15 protein-coding genes are annotated in these 13663 nt (G+C 53.8%); 9 read left to right on the forward strand and 6 right to left on the reverse strand.

Annotation, left to right across the window (positions count from 1 at the left end; translation table 11 throughout):
- Positions 1-60: 60 nt before the first annotated feature.
- Positions 61-1011: a TPR end-of-group domain-containing protein gene (locus TH19_RS08485; protein WP_114101924.1), complete on the forward strand. Its 951-nt coding sequence runs from the start codon at positions 61-63 to the stop codon at positions 1009-1011.
- A gap of 89 nt (positions 1012-1100) precedes the next feature.
- On the opposite strand, the gene TH19_RS08490 is transcribed toward TH19_RS08485, so the two are convergent.
- Complete coding sequence (locus TH19_RS08490) at positions 1101-1778, reverse strand: D-lyxose/D-mannose family sugar isomerase (protein WP_114102163.1); 678 nt, start codon at positions 1776-1778, stop codon at positions 1101-1103.
- A 274-nt stretch (positions 1779-2052) separates the two neighbouring features.
- Here TH19_RS08490 and TH19_RS08495 point away from each other — a divergent pair, with 274 nt between their 5' ends.
- The 3 genes from TH19_RS08495 to TH19_RS08505 all read left to right on the forward strand — a co-directional run bounded on the left by TH19_RS08495 (position 2053) and on the right by TH19_RS08505 (position 4625).
- The gene (locus tag TH19_RS08495; RefSeq protein WP_114101925.1) at positions 2053-2787 is read left to right on the forward strand and encodes an SIMPL domain-containing protein; all 735 of its coding nucleotides are present in this window, start codon (positions 2053-2055) and stop codon (positions 2785-2787) included.
- Positions 2788-2861: 74 nt separating this feature from the next.
- Complete coding sequence (locus TH19_RS23040) at positions 2862-3731, forward strand: rRNA large subunit pseudouridine synthase E (protein WP_258547874.1); 870 nt, start codon at positions 2862-2864, stop codon at positions 3729-3731.
- 6 nt (positions 3732-3737) lie between these two features.
- The gene (locus TH19_RS08505) at positions 3738-4625 is read left to right on the forward strand and encodes a 23S rRNA (adenine(2030)-N(6))-methyltransferase RlmJ (RefSeq protein WP_114101926.1); all 888 of its coding nucleotides are present in this window, start codon (positions 3738-3740) and stop codon (positions 4623-4625) included.
- Positions 4626-4696: 71 nt separating this feature from the next.
- Here the strand turns inward: TH19_RS08505 and TH19_RS08510 are convergent, their stop codons facing one another.
- On the reverse strand, positions 4697-5401 hold the full coding sequence (locus TH19_RS08510; protein WP_114101927.1) for a ChrR family anti-sigma-E factor: 705 nt from the start codon (positions 5399-5401) through the stop codon (positions 4697-4699).
- On the reverse strand, positions 5398-5988 hold the full coding sequence (locus TH19_RS08515; protein ID WP_258547875.1) for a sigma-70 family RNA polymerase sigma factor: 591 nt from the start codon (positions 5986-5988) through the stop codon (positions 5398-5400). Before TH19_RS08515 ends, TH19_RS08510 begins: the two co-directional genes overlap by 4 nt.
- 214 nt (positions 5989-6202) lie before the next feature.
- Between TH19_RS08515 and TH19_RS08520 the strand changes: the two genes are divergently transcribed.
- The 5 genes from TH19_RS08520 to TH19_RS08540 all read left to right on the forward strand — a co-directional run bounded on the left by TH19_RS08520 (position 6203) and on the right by TH19_RS08540 (position 11560).
- Positions 6203-7546, forward strand: a complete 1344-nt coding sequence (locus TH19_RS08520; RefSeq protein ID WP_114101928.1) for an NAD(P)/FAD-dependent oxidoreductase — start codon at positions 6203-6205, stop codon at positions 7544-7546.
- Positions 7543-8379, forward strand: a complete 837-nt coding sequence (locus TH19_RS08525; RefSeq protein ID WP_114101929.1) for a DUF1365 domain-containing protein — start codon at positions 7543-7545, stop codon at positions 8377-8379. Before TH19_RS08520 ends, TH19_RS08525 begins: the two co-directional genes overlap by 4 nt.
- A 5-nt stretch (positions 8380-8384) precedes the next feature.
- On the forward strand, positions 8385-9662 hold the full coding sequence (locus tag TH19_RS08530) for an SAM-dependent methyltransferase (protein ID WP_114101930.1): 1278 nt from the start codon (positions 8385-8387) through the stop codon (positions 9660-9662).
- A complete protein-coding gene (locus TH19_RS08535) occupies positions 9649-10977 on the forward strand; it encodes an MFS transporter (RefSeq protein ID WP_114101931.1) in 1329 nt (442 codons plus the stop codon). Before TH19_RS08530 ends, TH19_RS08535 begins: the two co-directional genes overlap by 14 nt.
- Positions 10978-11068: 91 nt before the next feature.
- Positions 11069-11560 carry a DUF3833 domain-containing protein gene (locus TH19_RS08540; RefSeq protein ID WP_258547876.1) on the forward strand — a complete coding sequence of 164 codons (492 nt, stop codon included), beginning with the start codon at positions 11069-11071 and terminating at the stop codon, positions 11558-11560.
- On the opposite strand, the gene TH19_RS08545 is transcribed toward TH19_RS08540, so the two are convergent.
- From TH19_RS08545 to TH19_RS08555, 3 genes are read right to left on the reverse strand one after another with little or no spacing between them, the layout of a single operon-like run.
- Positions 11523-11969 (reverse strand): nuclear transport factor 2 family protein, encoded by a 447-nt coding sequence (locus TH19_RS08545; protein WP_114101933.1) that lies wholly within the window; start codon positions 11967-11969, stop codon positions 11523-11525. The genes TH19_RS08540 and TH19_RS08545 overlap by 38 nt on opposite strands.
- Entirely contained in the window at positions 11966-12733 is a 768-nt protein-coding gene (locus TH19_RS08550) for an SDR family NAD(P)-dependent oxidoreductase (protein ID WP_114101934.1), read from the reverse strand. Before TH19_RS08550 ends, TH19_RS08545 begins: the two co-directional genes overlap by 4 nt.
- Positions 12730-13542, reverse strand: coding sequence for a DUF6134 family protein (locus TH19_RS08555; protein ID WP_114101935.1), 813 nt, complete (start codon positions 13540-13542; stop codon positions 12730-12732). Before TH19_RS08555 ends, TH19_RS08550 begins: the two co-directional genes overlap by 4 nt.
- Between the last annotated feature and the right edge of the window lie 121 nt (positions 13543-13663).

Here is a 13663-nt window from a genome sequence, read left to right on the forward strand (position 1 = left end):
CATCGCTTGATCATATGTTCTGATCAACTACAGGGCAGGAAAAAAAGGGATAAGGGAACAATGTCAAAACGGCGCAATATCCTTGTTGTAGCTTTGATGATGGGGATGATTTTAGTCACTGCAACGCCTCGGATGGCATATTCCCAGACAGAGCCGGACAAAACGGCACAGCATGCCGAAACCACGTTGCCGCCTGACGGAATTGATTTCCGGCCGCTTGACCCTGCTGAACGATCAAACATGCCGCCTTTGATGGAACGCTATGTTCTCGACGAGCTTAAGAACCTGCGCACGGAAATGCAGGGGATGCGCGCCGAACTTCTGCGCGAAGTCGTCAACCGCCAGCTGGAAGCCATCGACAAGGCGATTTCCTATTCCTCGAACACGGTTACATATTTCTTCTATTTCGTGGCCGCTGTTGGTGCGCTTCTGACCATGCTTGGATGGCAGTCCCTGCGCGAACTGAAATCAAGTGTCCGAAATCTGGCGGACACCGAATTGCATCGTCTGTCCGAAGAATTCGAGGCACGTTTATCCTCGCTTGAAGACGAGTTGCGCCTGAAATCCAAGGTGATTAACGAACATCAGCATGAAATTGAACGGACCCAAACCATTCATGCGCTGTGGCTTCAGGCCAACCAGCTGTCCAATCCGCGTTCCAAGATCGAAACCTATGACAAGATCCTTGAACTGGCGCCGGGCGATCCGGAAGTTATGGCCTATAAGGCCGATGCGGCATTGCAGCTTGGGGATCGGGACTGGGCGCTAAGCCTGTGCAATCGTTTGCTGGCAGAGGCCCCTGACAGCGCCAATGGCCATTACCAGCGCGCCTGTGCGAATGCCGGGCTGGGCTTCCGCGAAGCAGCCCTTGCCGATTTGCAGCGCGCTGTTGAACTGTCAGAATCCATGCGCCAACCGGCCTGGACCGAGGAAGAGTTCGAACCGCTGCGCGACATGTCCGAATTCGAAGAAATTCTTGGCGACAAGAAGGACCTGAAACCGGCGGAATAAATTCCGTTCGGTGTTGCTTGTGCCGACGTGAAACAAAAAAGCCCCGCAACGGATGCTGCGGGGCTTTTGCTTTTCGGAATGTTTCGACCTTATTCGGTCGGAAGCTCGTTCCAAAGCGGATGGATCGGCGCCACGTCTTCTTCGATTTCGGTAAAGCGTGCATCGCAATCAAAGAAATAGTTGTCTGCAAGATCGTCGTTTACCTGCGAAACTTCGCCGACGATGACCGGGCCCTTGCCTTCTTCGCCATAGAAACGATGCACAAGGGTGCGCGGAAGCGTCACACTCTGCCCGGGCTCAAGCACGACCTTGCCGCCAGCCGGCAGGATATTGAGTTTGCCGTCGGTGCGGACATGCACGTCATTGACGCGGTCCATCTGCCCGTCTTCGGTCAGATTGCAAAGTTCAATCACCAGATTGCCACCACCACGGACGATGATGTCTTCCATTTTGACCTTGTGGTAATGCCACGGGCATTCTTGGTTTTCACCAACGATCATGATCTTTTCGGCATAGGGAACTTCGCCCGGCTGACGCAGGATGCCATTGCGCAGGCAGAAAAGAATAAGGCCGCGGGTTTCAAAATTGCCCTCGCCATAATCGGTAACGTCCCAGCCCATCTGATGGCCGCGGCACCATTTTGCCAAGTCGGGTTCTGCGTCCCACTGTGCCGGGCTGTAATGTGCCCATTCGGGCAGTTTGAAGGAAATGGATGCGTACAGCTCTTTGGCGTGTTCAATGCAGGCATTGATTTCAGAACGCAGCATGGAAGACCTCTTGTGACGTGTGATTGCGCGGATCAGAACGATATGAGTGTATCCTGATCCCTGAAAATGTTGGCGCGCTTTTATCATGATGTCTTGCAGAAAGCGACCGTTTTTGAATGCATTCAAAAACATGGTTTGAAACGGGGATCTACATATCCCTGCCGATCAAGCTTGCCTCTCAATTGCCGCTTTTTCTGTTGATAGATAGAAATTAAAGGTACTCTTCGGGGTGCCTGAATTCACTTCATGGATGTGGTTGCAAAGGATCGGTAACATGTCGCAATCGTCAGGCTTTGTAAAAGTCGTCGCCGCAATTCTGGTTGCTGGTGGCATTGGTACGGCTGGCTGGATGGTCGGCAAGGGTATCGAAAATATGCGATCGCTTGACCGCTTTGTAACCGTCAAGGGCTTGGCCGAACGCGACGTCAAGGCGGACAAGGCAGTTTGGCCAATCACCTATGTTGCAACCGATGATGTGTTGCAAACCGCACAGGCCAAGATTGATGCCGACACCCAGACTCTTTTCGAATTTCTGGCATCACATGGCATCACCCGCCAACAGACCGAATTGCAAAACCTGCAAGTCACGGATCAACTTGCACAGGCCTATCGTTCAGGTCCGGTTGAAAGCCGCTTTATCGTCAATCAGACCATTCAGGTAAGTTCTGATGACGTCGATGCTGTGGTGGCCGCATCCCAGGATATCGGCAAATTGCTTCAGGGTGGCATCGTTCTGGGCGGGCAGGGATATAGCGCCGGGCCAAGCTTCCTGTTCACGGGCCTTAATGACATCAAACCGGAAATGATTGCGGCTGCAACCGCCAATGCCCGCGAAGCCGCCCAACAATTTGCCACGGACTCCGGCGGGCAGTTGGGTGGTATCCGTCGTGCCAATCAGGGACTGTTTCAGATCATGGCAGGCGACGGTGCGCCAAACATGAATGAATCATCGCAGATCAATAAAACTGTCCGTGTTGTTACCACGATGGAATATCTGATTACCGACTAGGCCCGGTTCGTTCGGATATCTGATTTCCAAAGCGATCTGTTGACAGTGCGGCCAAAGCTGGTTTTATGCGCGCCATGGCGCAATTGATCCTGTTTAACAAGCCCTATGGGGTTCTGACCCAGTTTACCGACCTCGAAAACGGCCGGGCGACGCTGGCTGACTATATCGATCTGCCCGGTGTCTATGCCGCCGGTCGGCTTGATCGTGACAGCGAAGGTTTACTGTTACTGACCGATCACGGGCCACTGAATGCCCAGATTGCCCACCCGAAATACAAAAAGCCCAAAACCTATCTGGTGCAGGTGGATGGAATCCCGACCGACGAAGCACTTGATGCCCTGCGTGGCGGGGTCGAGCTGAAAGATGGCATGACCTTGCCTGCCAAGGTGCGTCGTATCGATGAACCCGCCAATCTTTGGGAACGTGACCCGCCGGTGCGCTTTCGCAAGGATATCCCGACAAGCTGGATCGAACTGAGCATCACCGAAGGCCGCAATCGTCAGGTCCGTCGCATGACGGCTGCTGTCGGGTTCCCGACCTTGCGTCTGATCCGTCATGCCATCGGTGACTGGACATTGGATGGTCTGGCGCCCGGTGAATGGAAAGTGATCGAGGTCGAAGCACCCCCGGCAACCCATCGCCGTTTGTCGCCGGGCTCTGCCAAGCCACCAAAGCGCGCAGAACTGGATGCATTGGCGAATGGGGATGGCAACACTGAACATCCGGTTCGACCAGTGCGCCGCAAGGGCGGGTATAAATCCGCCCGGCAGCGACATGGCGCATCGCATGACGGCGAGACGGGGAACGTATCGGCATCGGGTCGCAACACAGGACCGCGTTCTGACAACGCCAAATCGGGGAACCGGCGGCCGGAACACCGTGGATCAAAATCACATCCCGCCAAGGGCGGTGGGCGCGGAAATTCCCGCCCCAGGAAAGGATAAACCGACATGCTGAGTTATCTGCACGGATTTCATGCCGGGAACTTTGCCGATATGCATAAGCATGCGGCACTGTGGCTTGTCCTTTCCCATCTGCGCAAAAAGAAAAAGCCGTTCTGCGTGATCGATACCCATGCCGGATCGGGCTGGTATGATCTTGGCAGTGAACAGGCAGCCAAAACCGGCGAATGGAAAGACGGTTACGCACGGGCCAAGGCCGGATCAAATCCGCCGGAAATGCTGGCGGAATATCTTGATCACGTTGCGCGCTTTGATCCGGTGGCAATGGGCCGGGATTATGGAGTGCGCGAAGATGATGATTATCGTGGGCCGTTTTATCCGGGATCACCCTTTATTGTGCGCGAAATGCTGCGCGAAGATGACGAACTTGTGTTGATGGAATTGCATCCGCGCGAACACGAAGTCCTGCATCATCGCGTCAAGCGTGACGGGCGTATTCATCTGCACAAACGTGATGGATATGAAGGGCTGGTCGCCATGATGCCACCTGCCATTCGTCGCGGATTGGTCCTGATGGATCCAAGCTATGACGTCAAACAGGACTATCAAAAGGCCGCCACGGCCATTCGTCAGGCATGGGATAAATGGCCGACCGGGACTTTCATGTTGTGGTATCCGATCCTTGAAGACGGTTTTGATGCCGAATTGCGCCGATCATTCGGGGCGATCAAATCATCTGGCGGCGTTTTGTGCGCCGAGCTTGCCACGGACCAGGGCGGGGCCAAGGGACGGATGCGCGGAACCGGATTGCTGGTGATCAATCCGCCCTGGCAGTTCGATCAGCAACTTGAAGAAATCGGAAACTGGTTGGCAAAGACCTGCAAACTTCCCGGTCCGGCAAAGCATTCAACACGCTGGCTGGTTGCCGCCGAATAAAAAAAGCCCCGCGACAGAGATGTCTGCGGGGCTTTGTGCGTTGGGACGCAGTGGAACGCGGTGTTGTTCTTTTAAATTCCAAAGAATGGTTGCAGCAATTTCGGAAGCAACCCGTTGAATTTCATCGGGGCGTCGGTTGCGATCAGGCAAATGCATTCCTCGGCCGTGTCGGCAATCGGCTGATGATCGACATCATCATCCAGATCGGCAACGTCACCTGCCCGGAACCGCCCAATTTCATCGATATAAGACCCCTTGATCAGCAGCGTCATTTCATGGCCATGATGACCATGATCGGGGATGGAAATCCCCGGTGCGATCTTAAGCAATCTGACGGTGCCTTTGCTTTCGATCGCCTTAAGCTGGAAATGCTTCACGCCGGGCGCAAGCGTCTTCCACGGAATATCATCAAGCGAATTGACATGTTCGGGCAGCAGATCGGCCAATGGACGCGGAAGCGACGTCATCGTGCTTCCCGAAATGCTTTCGCCAACAGCCACACGGCGCAAGGAAGGAAGCTTTTCCGTAACGATGTTTTCATTGCTTGTTTCACGTTCAAGCATTGCCATCACGTGATCAAGTGACTGGTCACCCATCGCCATACTGTCGGCATTTTCAAGCACAGCACCGCCCATTGTTTCAAATTCAACAACCTTGTCGCGGCAATGCGGGCAGACGGTCATGTGGGTCGCCACAAGCAATTCCATCGCTTGCGAAAGCGATCCGCTGGCATAATCCATAAGGGTCTGATCAGTTGGATGATGCTTGATATTCATGCGACACCTTCCAGTCCACCGCGTAACTTGCCCAAGGCAAGACGCAGCCGGGATTTCACCGTTCCCAACGGGATATTCAGACGCTCGGCAATTTCACTATGTGAGCAATCTTCAAAAAACGACAATTCAACAACTACCTTTTGATCGGCGGGTAATTCGTCCATCGCTGCTTTGACAAGAACGGCTTCCTGGTCGCGACTGACGACTTCATCGGCAAGCGGGTCTTCATCAACGACCAGCGTCGGGTCGGAATCATCCACCTCGATATGTTTGCGTTGCCGGAACCGGTCAATGCGAAGGTTCCTTGCAACGGTAAAGATCCATGTGCTGGCCGCGGCCTTGGACGGATCAAACAGATGGGCCTTGCGCCACACCTGCATCATCGCTTCCTGCGCCAGCTCCTCGGCGGTTTCCGGGTTGCCGCCAAACCTGAACATGTAGGCCTTAACGCGCGGTGCAAAATGCGCAAACAGTTGCGCAAACGCTTCCCGGTCGCGGGTCGCCGCGACGGAAACGATCCAATCGGCACATTTTTTCGCCTCGGCCGGGTCCGCCGGACCGGGGCGCTTGGATGTGGTGCCGTTCATTCTGGTTTCAGGTCCCCGTTGGGGCCGCGCCAAGATCATGTTCATCATGATATTCGTACGGCGGCCGTGTTCTTTTGGATCAGAAGAAAATTGTACGTTTTCTACCAAATACTTACAATGGCTGTCCGCGCAAAGTGCCCTGTGATCCACATGGTCATGCCATGCGTATTGATATGTAGTTTTGAACAGACAACTGCAAGCAGGCCGGGCTCATATGAACAATGTAACATCGGGAAAGCTGAAGATAGCGGTCGTTGGATCGGGTATTTCCGGATTGTCCGCGGCATGGCTTTTAAGTCAGTCACATGATGTCACATTGTTTGAAAAGGATGACCGGCCCGGCGGACATTCCAATACGGTCGAAGCCGGTGAAACGCCGGTTGATACCGGTTTCATCGTTTATAATACGCGCTGTTATCCGAACCTTTGCGCCCTGTTCGATTATCTTGGTGTCGCGACCACACCAACGGACATGTCCTTTGCCGCATCCATGGATGATGGCGGGCTTGAATATGGTGGCGGGGATTTGAAATCCCTGTTTGCGCAAAAACGCAATTTGCTGCGCCTGCGTTTCTGGAAGATGGTGCGCGATATCTTGCGCTTTTACCGCGAAGCCCCCGAAGCCCTCCGCGATGGAACCGCCGAAGCCATCAGTCTTGGCGATTATCTGCGCGAAAAGCGTTATTCGAGAGCATTCATCAATGATCACTTGCTGCCAATGGGGGCTGCGATCTGGTCGACCCCGGTCGATACCATGCTGGCCTATCCGTTGGCGGCGTTTGTCCGGTTCTGTCAGAATCATGGTCTTTTGCAGATCAAGGACCGTCCGCAATGGCGTACGGTTGTTGGTGGTTCACGGGAATATGTAAAACGCATGACTGCCGGTGTGTCTGGCGGTCTGGTTCTGGACCGCGCGATTGCCAAGGTCGGGCCGAACCCGTTGGGTGGTGCCTTTGTCGAAGATCGATACGGCAACCGCGAAGTTTTTGATCACGTGGTTCTTGCCTGTCACGGTGATCAGGCTCTTGGTCTTCAGGATATGCCTGCGCCACGGGTTCAGAAATTGTTGAGTGCATTCAAATACGAACGCAACCTTGCGATCCTGCACAATGATCACAGCCTGATGCCCAAGAACAAAAAGGTGTGGTCAAGCTGGAACTATCTGGCCGAGGAACGCGACGGCGAACAGAAGGTCTGTGTGACCTACTGGATGAACCGGTTGCAGCACCTTGATAATGACCAGCCGCTTTTTGTGACATTGAACCCGCCACACCATCCTGCCGAAGGCACCGTGATCCGGTCATTCCTGTATGATCATCCCTTGTTTGATGCCGGTGCCATGGCTGCGCAAAAAGACCTTTGGTCCATACAGGGTGTTGATAATCTTTGGTATTGCGGAAGCTATTTCGGATACGGCTTCCACGAAGACGGATTGCAATCGGGATTGGCAGTGGCCGAGGCACTTGGCAATGTCCGGCGTCCATGGAATGTTGAAAATGAAAGCGGGCGCATCCATGTCACAAAGCCTGTATCCCCGCAATCGAGCGAGGCGGCATGACGGGATCGTCGCAAAAGGAACACTGGGCGTCCGGCCTTTATGAAGGGGTCGTGACCCATCATCGTTTGCGCCCGAAAGAGCACAAGTTGCGCTATTCGGTATTTTCCTTTTTGCTCGATCTTGATGAGATTGATGACATCGCCAGCCGTCTGAAGCTGTTCAGCCGCAACCGTTTTAATCTGTTTTCATTTCATGATGATGATTACGCAGATGGTTCGGGCAAGGATTTGCGTGACCGGCTTGGTTCAATTCTGGCCGATCATGGATTGGGCGATTGTGCCGATAAAATCCGGTTGCTGTGTTATCCGCGTTTGCTGGGTTTTGTGTTCAATCCGTTGTCGGTCTATTTCTGTTATCGCGCGGATGGCACAATCGGTGCGGTGCTTTACGAAGTATCGAACACATTCGGGGATCGTCACAGTTACCTGATCCCGGTAAGCGATGATGCGCTTGATGACAAGGGTGTGTTGCGGCAGTCCTGCGCAAAGGGATTCTATGTTTCGCCCTTCATCGACATGGTGGCCGATTATCATTTTCGTATTCGGGTGCCTGGCGAAAATGTTGCGGTGGTCATCCGCGAAACAGATGCCAAGGGCGCATTCCTGAATGCCGCATTTGTTGGTGATCGCAATTCACTTTCCGACCGTAAACTGTTTGGAGCATTCATCCGCTATCCGCTCATGACCCTTAAGGTTGTGGCGGGTATCCACTGGGAGGCGCTTCATCTTTGGCGCAAGGGAATGACATTCCATAAAAGACCGGCACCTCCGCAAAGTGCGGTTACCTATGTGCTGGAAACCGGGACGGCAGCAGCCCAAGCAGGAAAGAGATAACAACAATGCCAAACCGCAATTCCATGGCTTCCGGACTCTCCATTCCCCTTCGGGATCGTCTTGTTCCGCTTTTGGGCAGTGTGACGGGCAATCGCAGTGTGCTGAAGGTCATGTTGCGCCGGGTTTTGGCCCATCTTCGTCACGGTCGGCTGACCATCGTGTTGCCTGACGGGGATCGATTGAATTGCACGGGTTCCCAGAACACGGACTTGCAGGCGCTTATTCATATCCATGACTGGCAGGCCATCCGCAAACTTGCGACCGGCGGCGACGTCGCCTTTGCCGAGGCCTATTTGGATGGCAGTTGGAGCAGCCCGGACATTACCCGTCTGATGCGGGTTGCGATGCTTAATGAAAATATTGTGCGCGCACGTTTGGCCGGTGGTTTTCTGTCGCGGACAATTGCGCGCATCGGCCATCTGAAGAATGCCAACACGGTCGAAGGATCAAAGCGCAACATTGCCTATCATTATGACCTTGGCAACGCGTTCTATCGCGAATGGCTTGATCCCGGCATGGCATATTCGTCGGGTCTTTACACCCGTGAAAATATGTCACTTGAAGACTCTCAAACGGAAAAATTCCTGCGGATTTGCGATCTGGCAGACCTTCAACCCGGCGAAACGGTTCTGGAAGTCGGATGTGGCTGGGGCGGGTTTGCCGAGCTGGCGGCAGGAAAATATCGGTGCAACGTTACCGGTCTGACACTTTCGACAGAACAGCATGCCTATGCCCGGGAACGTTTGGTGATGCAGGGGCTTTGTGACCGCACCGATATTGTGTTGCGCGATTATCGCCATCAGGAAGGCCAGTTTGACAAGATCGTCTCGATTGAGATGTTCGAAGCCGTCGGCGAAGAACACTGGCCAACCTATTTCGAAATGATCCGCAAATGTTTGCGTCCGGGTGGGCGTGCGGTTCTACAGATCATCACCATCGATAATGAACGGTTCGAAACCTATCGCAAGGGTGCGGACTTCATTCAACGCTATATCTTCCCCGGTGGAATGCTGCCCTCGCCAGAGGCATTCTCGGCCGCAGTCAGCAAAGCCGGGCTTGAACTGCACCATAGCGAGTTCTTTGGCAAATCCTATGCCCGCACCCTTGCCGAGTGGCAGCGCCGTTTCCAGCATGGCTGGGACACAATTGCCAAGCAAGGGTTTGATCAACGCTTTAAACGCATGTGGGAATACTATCTTGCCTATTGCGAAACCGGCTTTGATTGCGGCTCGATTGATGTTGGCCTGTTCGTGATTGAACACCCCAACAATGCCCCGGCCTGATATTTCCCGTCAAACCGCAATTTTCTATGCGCTTCCGGCGATGGCGGCAGCCGTGCCGACAATCCCGGCCTATGTTCTGTTGCCAAGTTTTTATGGCGATGATCTTGGGCTGGGTCTTGCGGTTACGGGCATTGTCTTGTTGCTTGTCCGCCTTGTTGATATGGCGACCGATCCGCTTGTCGGGTGGATATCGGATCGTAGTGGCCGACGCAAAATCTGGGTCGGGCTTGGTGCGGTGGTCGCGGGCGTTGGTTTATGGCAACTGTTTACGCCACCGGATGGACCGGGTGCACTTTACCTTCTGATCTGGGCAAGTGTGCTGTTTCTGGGCTGGACGCTTTTTCAGGTGCCTTATCTGGCTTGGGGTGCCGAACTTTCAGGTGATTACAGCAAACGCACAATGCTGACAGCATATCGCGAAGGGGCTGGACTGATCGGCATTGTATTGGCCGGTGGCATCCCGGTGATCATCAGTGCAGCCAACCGGTCCCAGGAAATGCAAACACTTGGCATCGTAACTCTGACACTGGGGGCGGTTTTTATCGCCCTTTTGATGTGGCAGGTGCCCGATCCTTTTGCGCAGCAAAAACATGCAAAGGTCATGGCGGCGCGCAGCGTTGTTCAGTTCTTGCGGTTGGGTGCAAAAAGCCTGCGTTCGAACGGATTGTTCATGCGGTTGCTTGGCGCCTGGATGATCAATGGTCTGGCGGCGGGACTTCCGGCGGTCTGTTTTCCGCTTTTTGTGCGCTATTACCTGGAATTGGATCAGGATGTCGAAAATGTCCTGATCCTTGTCTATTTCGCAGCCGCCATTCTTGCAATCCCGGTCTGGGTGCTTCTGGCCGCAAGGATGGGAAAACACCGGGTCTGGTGCATTGCCATGATCATGGCCATCGCGGCGTTTTGCTTTGTGCCTTTGCTGTCTGCCGGGGATGCGGTTTCGTTTGGAATTATCTGTCTTGTGACCGGGGCTGCCTTGGGGGCGGATCTTTCTTTGCCGCCTGCCATTCAGGCCGATGTTGATGACTGGGACCATTACCGGTTCGGGGCGCGGCGAACCGCACTTCTTTTTGCGCTTTGGAACGTGACGAACAAGCTCGCCATGGCATTGTCGGCCGGGATTGCCTTGCCGGTTTTGGGGGCGTTCGGGCTTACGGAAACTGATGGGGATAAAAGCACCGCTTTGATTGTGCTGGTTCTGATCTATGCGGTTCTTCCTGTCGTATTGAAAGCAGGAGCAATCGGGATGATGTGGCGCTTTCCACTCGAACGTGCCCATCAGATTGCAATATGTCGGCGCCTTTCACGTCGCTGAGTTTGATCTTGGGGCAACAATCAGGAGCAAGCCCATGCTGCGTAGGACAATTGCGCTGTGCTTATTGGTGTTACTAACCGGATGTGGGTCAATGAAACCGCAGGATTTTGCGCAAAAGGAACCCGTCTTCGATGTGTTCGACTATTTCGAAGGCAGCAGCCGGGCTTGGGGTATTTTTGAAGACCGGTTTGGCACATTGCGCCGGCAGTTCACCGTCGATATCACCGGTACGATTAACGATGGTGTCCTCACCCTTGAAGAAGATTTCGTCTATGACGATGGCGAAACCGACCGTCGGGTATGGGTGATCTCAAAGATTGGCGAGCACACCTATGAAGGCCGTGCTGATGATGTGATCGGAACAGCCGCGGGAAGCCAGTATGGCAATGCCCTGAACTGGGTCTATGACATGGACCTTAAAGTCGGGGACGGGACCTGGCGTGTCAGCTTCAATGACTGGATGTTCCTGCAACCGGACGGGGTTCTGGTCAATCGCGCACGGGTTCGGAAATGGGGTCTGGAAATTGGCGAGGTGACCCTATTTTTCAGGAAGCCGCAACACGTCGCGCAAGCCGCCGAATGATCCAGCCAAGGATTGGAAGTTTGGCATAAAAATGCTGGCCGGAATCCCAGTAATCAATATGGGATGCCAGTAAACTGCCATCTTCATTAAAGCTGACCTCGGTCAAGCCGGTAAATTCCCATTGCCCGATCACTGGCACCTTTGCACTGAACTGCCAGCGCAGGAAACCACGATCATCATCGACGGCTTCGTGGGTGACGACAAAGTTGGGGTGTTCGGTTTCGGTGAATGTCTTTGCAAGATAAGCGCAGACTTTGTCAGGGCCATGCAGGGTGGTGAATGGATCGGCAAATTTGAAATCATCCGTTACCATGCCCGAAAGTTCGTTGACTGTGTCGGGTGACAGGTTTTCGAAATAGGCACCATATGCCGCAAGCAAATGGCGCTTTCTGTCGATGTCTTCACTCATGCCTTCACCAGTTTACCCATCAATTTGAAAAACAGCCCATAGGGCAGAATACGCGCCAGTTTCAACTGCCGGACAAAGGGCGGTGGAAAGGCGATTTCGAATTTATCGTTGTTGCGTAGATCACGATACATGAACTCTGCTGCCTGTTCAGGTGAAAGCAAATAGGGCATCTCGAAATCGTTCTTGTCGGTAAGTCGCGTTTTGACAAAACCGGGATTTACAACGCGCAACAAAACTCCGCTTCCGCGCAATTCGGCATACAGGGTTTCGCACAAATTGATCAGTGCGGCCTTTGTCGGGCCATAGGCCGCCGCGTTGGGCAGGCCTCGATATCCCGCGACTGATGCCACCACGGCAATCTCGCCCGATTTGCGGGCGCGCATACGGCTTAAAAGGGGCTCCAGACAATTCACGATGCCCATATAGTTGGTGTCGATATGGCTCCGGACCGTCTCGGCCGAGAAATGTGCGACCTTCATTGGCGAATAAATACCTGCTGCCAGAACCACAAGATCAGGTAATCCGAACTGTTTTTCGATGGTGTTTAAGGCTGCTTTCACGGCATTGGGGTCGGTAATATCGATGGCTACCGGGGTAATACCCGGCATTTCAGTCGCCAATTCGTTCAGCTTTTCGGTGTTTCGTGCGGAAACAATGATGTTTTGGGAACTGGACGTGGGTGTTTGATGGAACTTTTGCGCCAAAGCGGCCCCGATCCCTGCCGATGCACCGACGATCCAGATGGTTGTGAACTGCTTTGTCATTCCTGATCCTTGTGCGCGGTGCGTGTTTGGCAATTCATGCAGCGATAGGTGATTGTTGACCCGTCCCGCGCCTTGAATTGCAGCCCGACCCAACGACCCTGTTTGTCGTACCAGGCATTGGTTTTCAGCTCCCCGTCATAGACAAATTCGGTCGCCTTGACCGGGCCATTTGTTGTGCGCAGCATTTCGCAGCGCTGTGATGTGATTTCGACATCATTTGCCTTGCCGGTGATCGTGTTCAGGACCGAATGCCCGGCCAATACACCGCAATGCCAGTGATCGGTCGGAAAGATGTCCGGTGGCAGGCTGTTTCTGCCATCCGGCCCGTCAACGATCAGACGGTTTTGGTCGCGGCTGGCGCGGACTTCACTCTTGTCGCCATCATCATCGATACTGACCGCAAGACGCATCATTTGATTGTCCTGCCATATGCTTTCGGATCGATAGGCAAAGCTGTAGGCATTAAAGCCCAGAATGCTGATATCGATATTGGTCTGCGCAACAACCTGAAGCCCGTCACGGCCCTGATTGAATGTCACAGTATGTCGCCCGACCGGGGCATCATTGCGGCGGATTTGAAATTGCAATTCATGCCCGTACCGTTTCACCGGATCAAACCCCTGACAGGTATCAGGGCGTTCGAATGCCTCGGACAATGCGGCATTGCCAATCATGCCCGTTATATTGTGCTGCAACCCGCCAGACTGTGCAGGATTGGCCAATACCTGTTGTTGCCCGGCACCCGCAACAAGCCCGAATAAGGGAACACTAAGAAAGACGGTGCGCACAGACTTGCCAAGATCGATCATGATCAATCATTTCCCGATTGCATTCAGACAGGTTGAACAACTGATTACCTGTTCTTGTTACGCAACCGCGGCATCGCCAGATCAAATGTCATCATCATTGCCGCATGGCCCATGATGGGGT

Origin of the sequence: Thalassospira profundimaris (assembly GCF_003326675.1) — a bacterium.
In the GTDB taxonomy this organism is placed as follows: Bacteria; Pseudomonadota; Alphaproteobacteria; order Rhodospirillales; family Thalassospiraceae; genus Thalassospira; species Thalassospira aquimaris.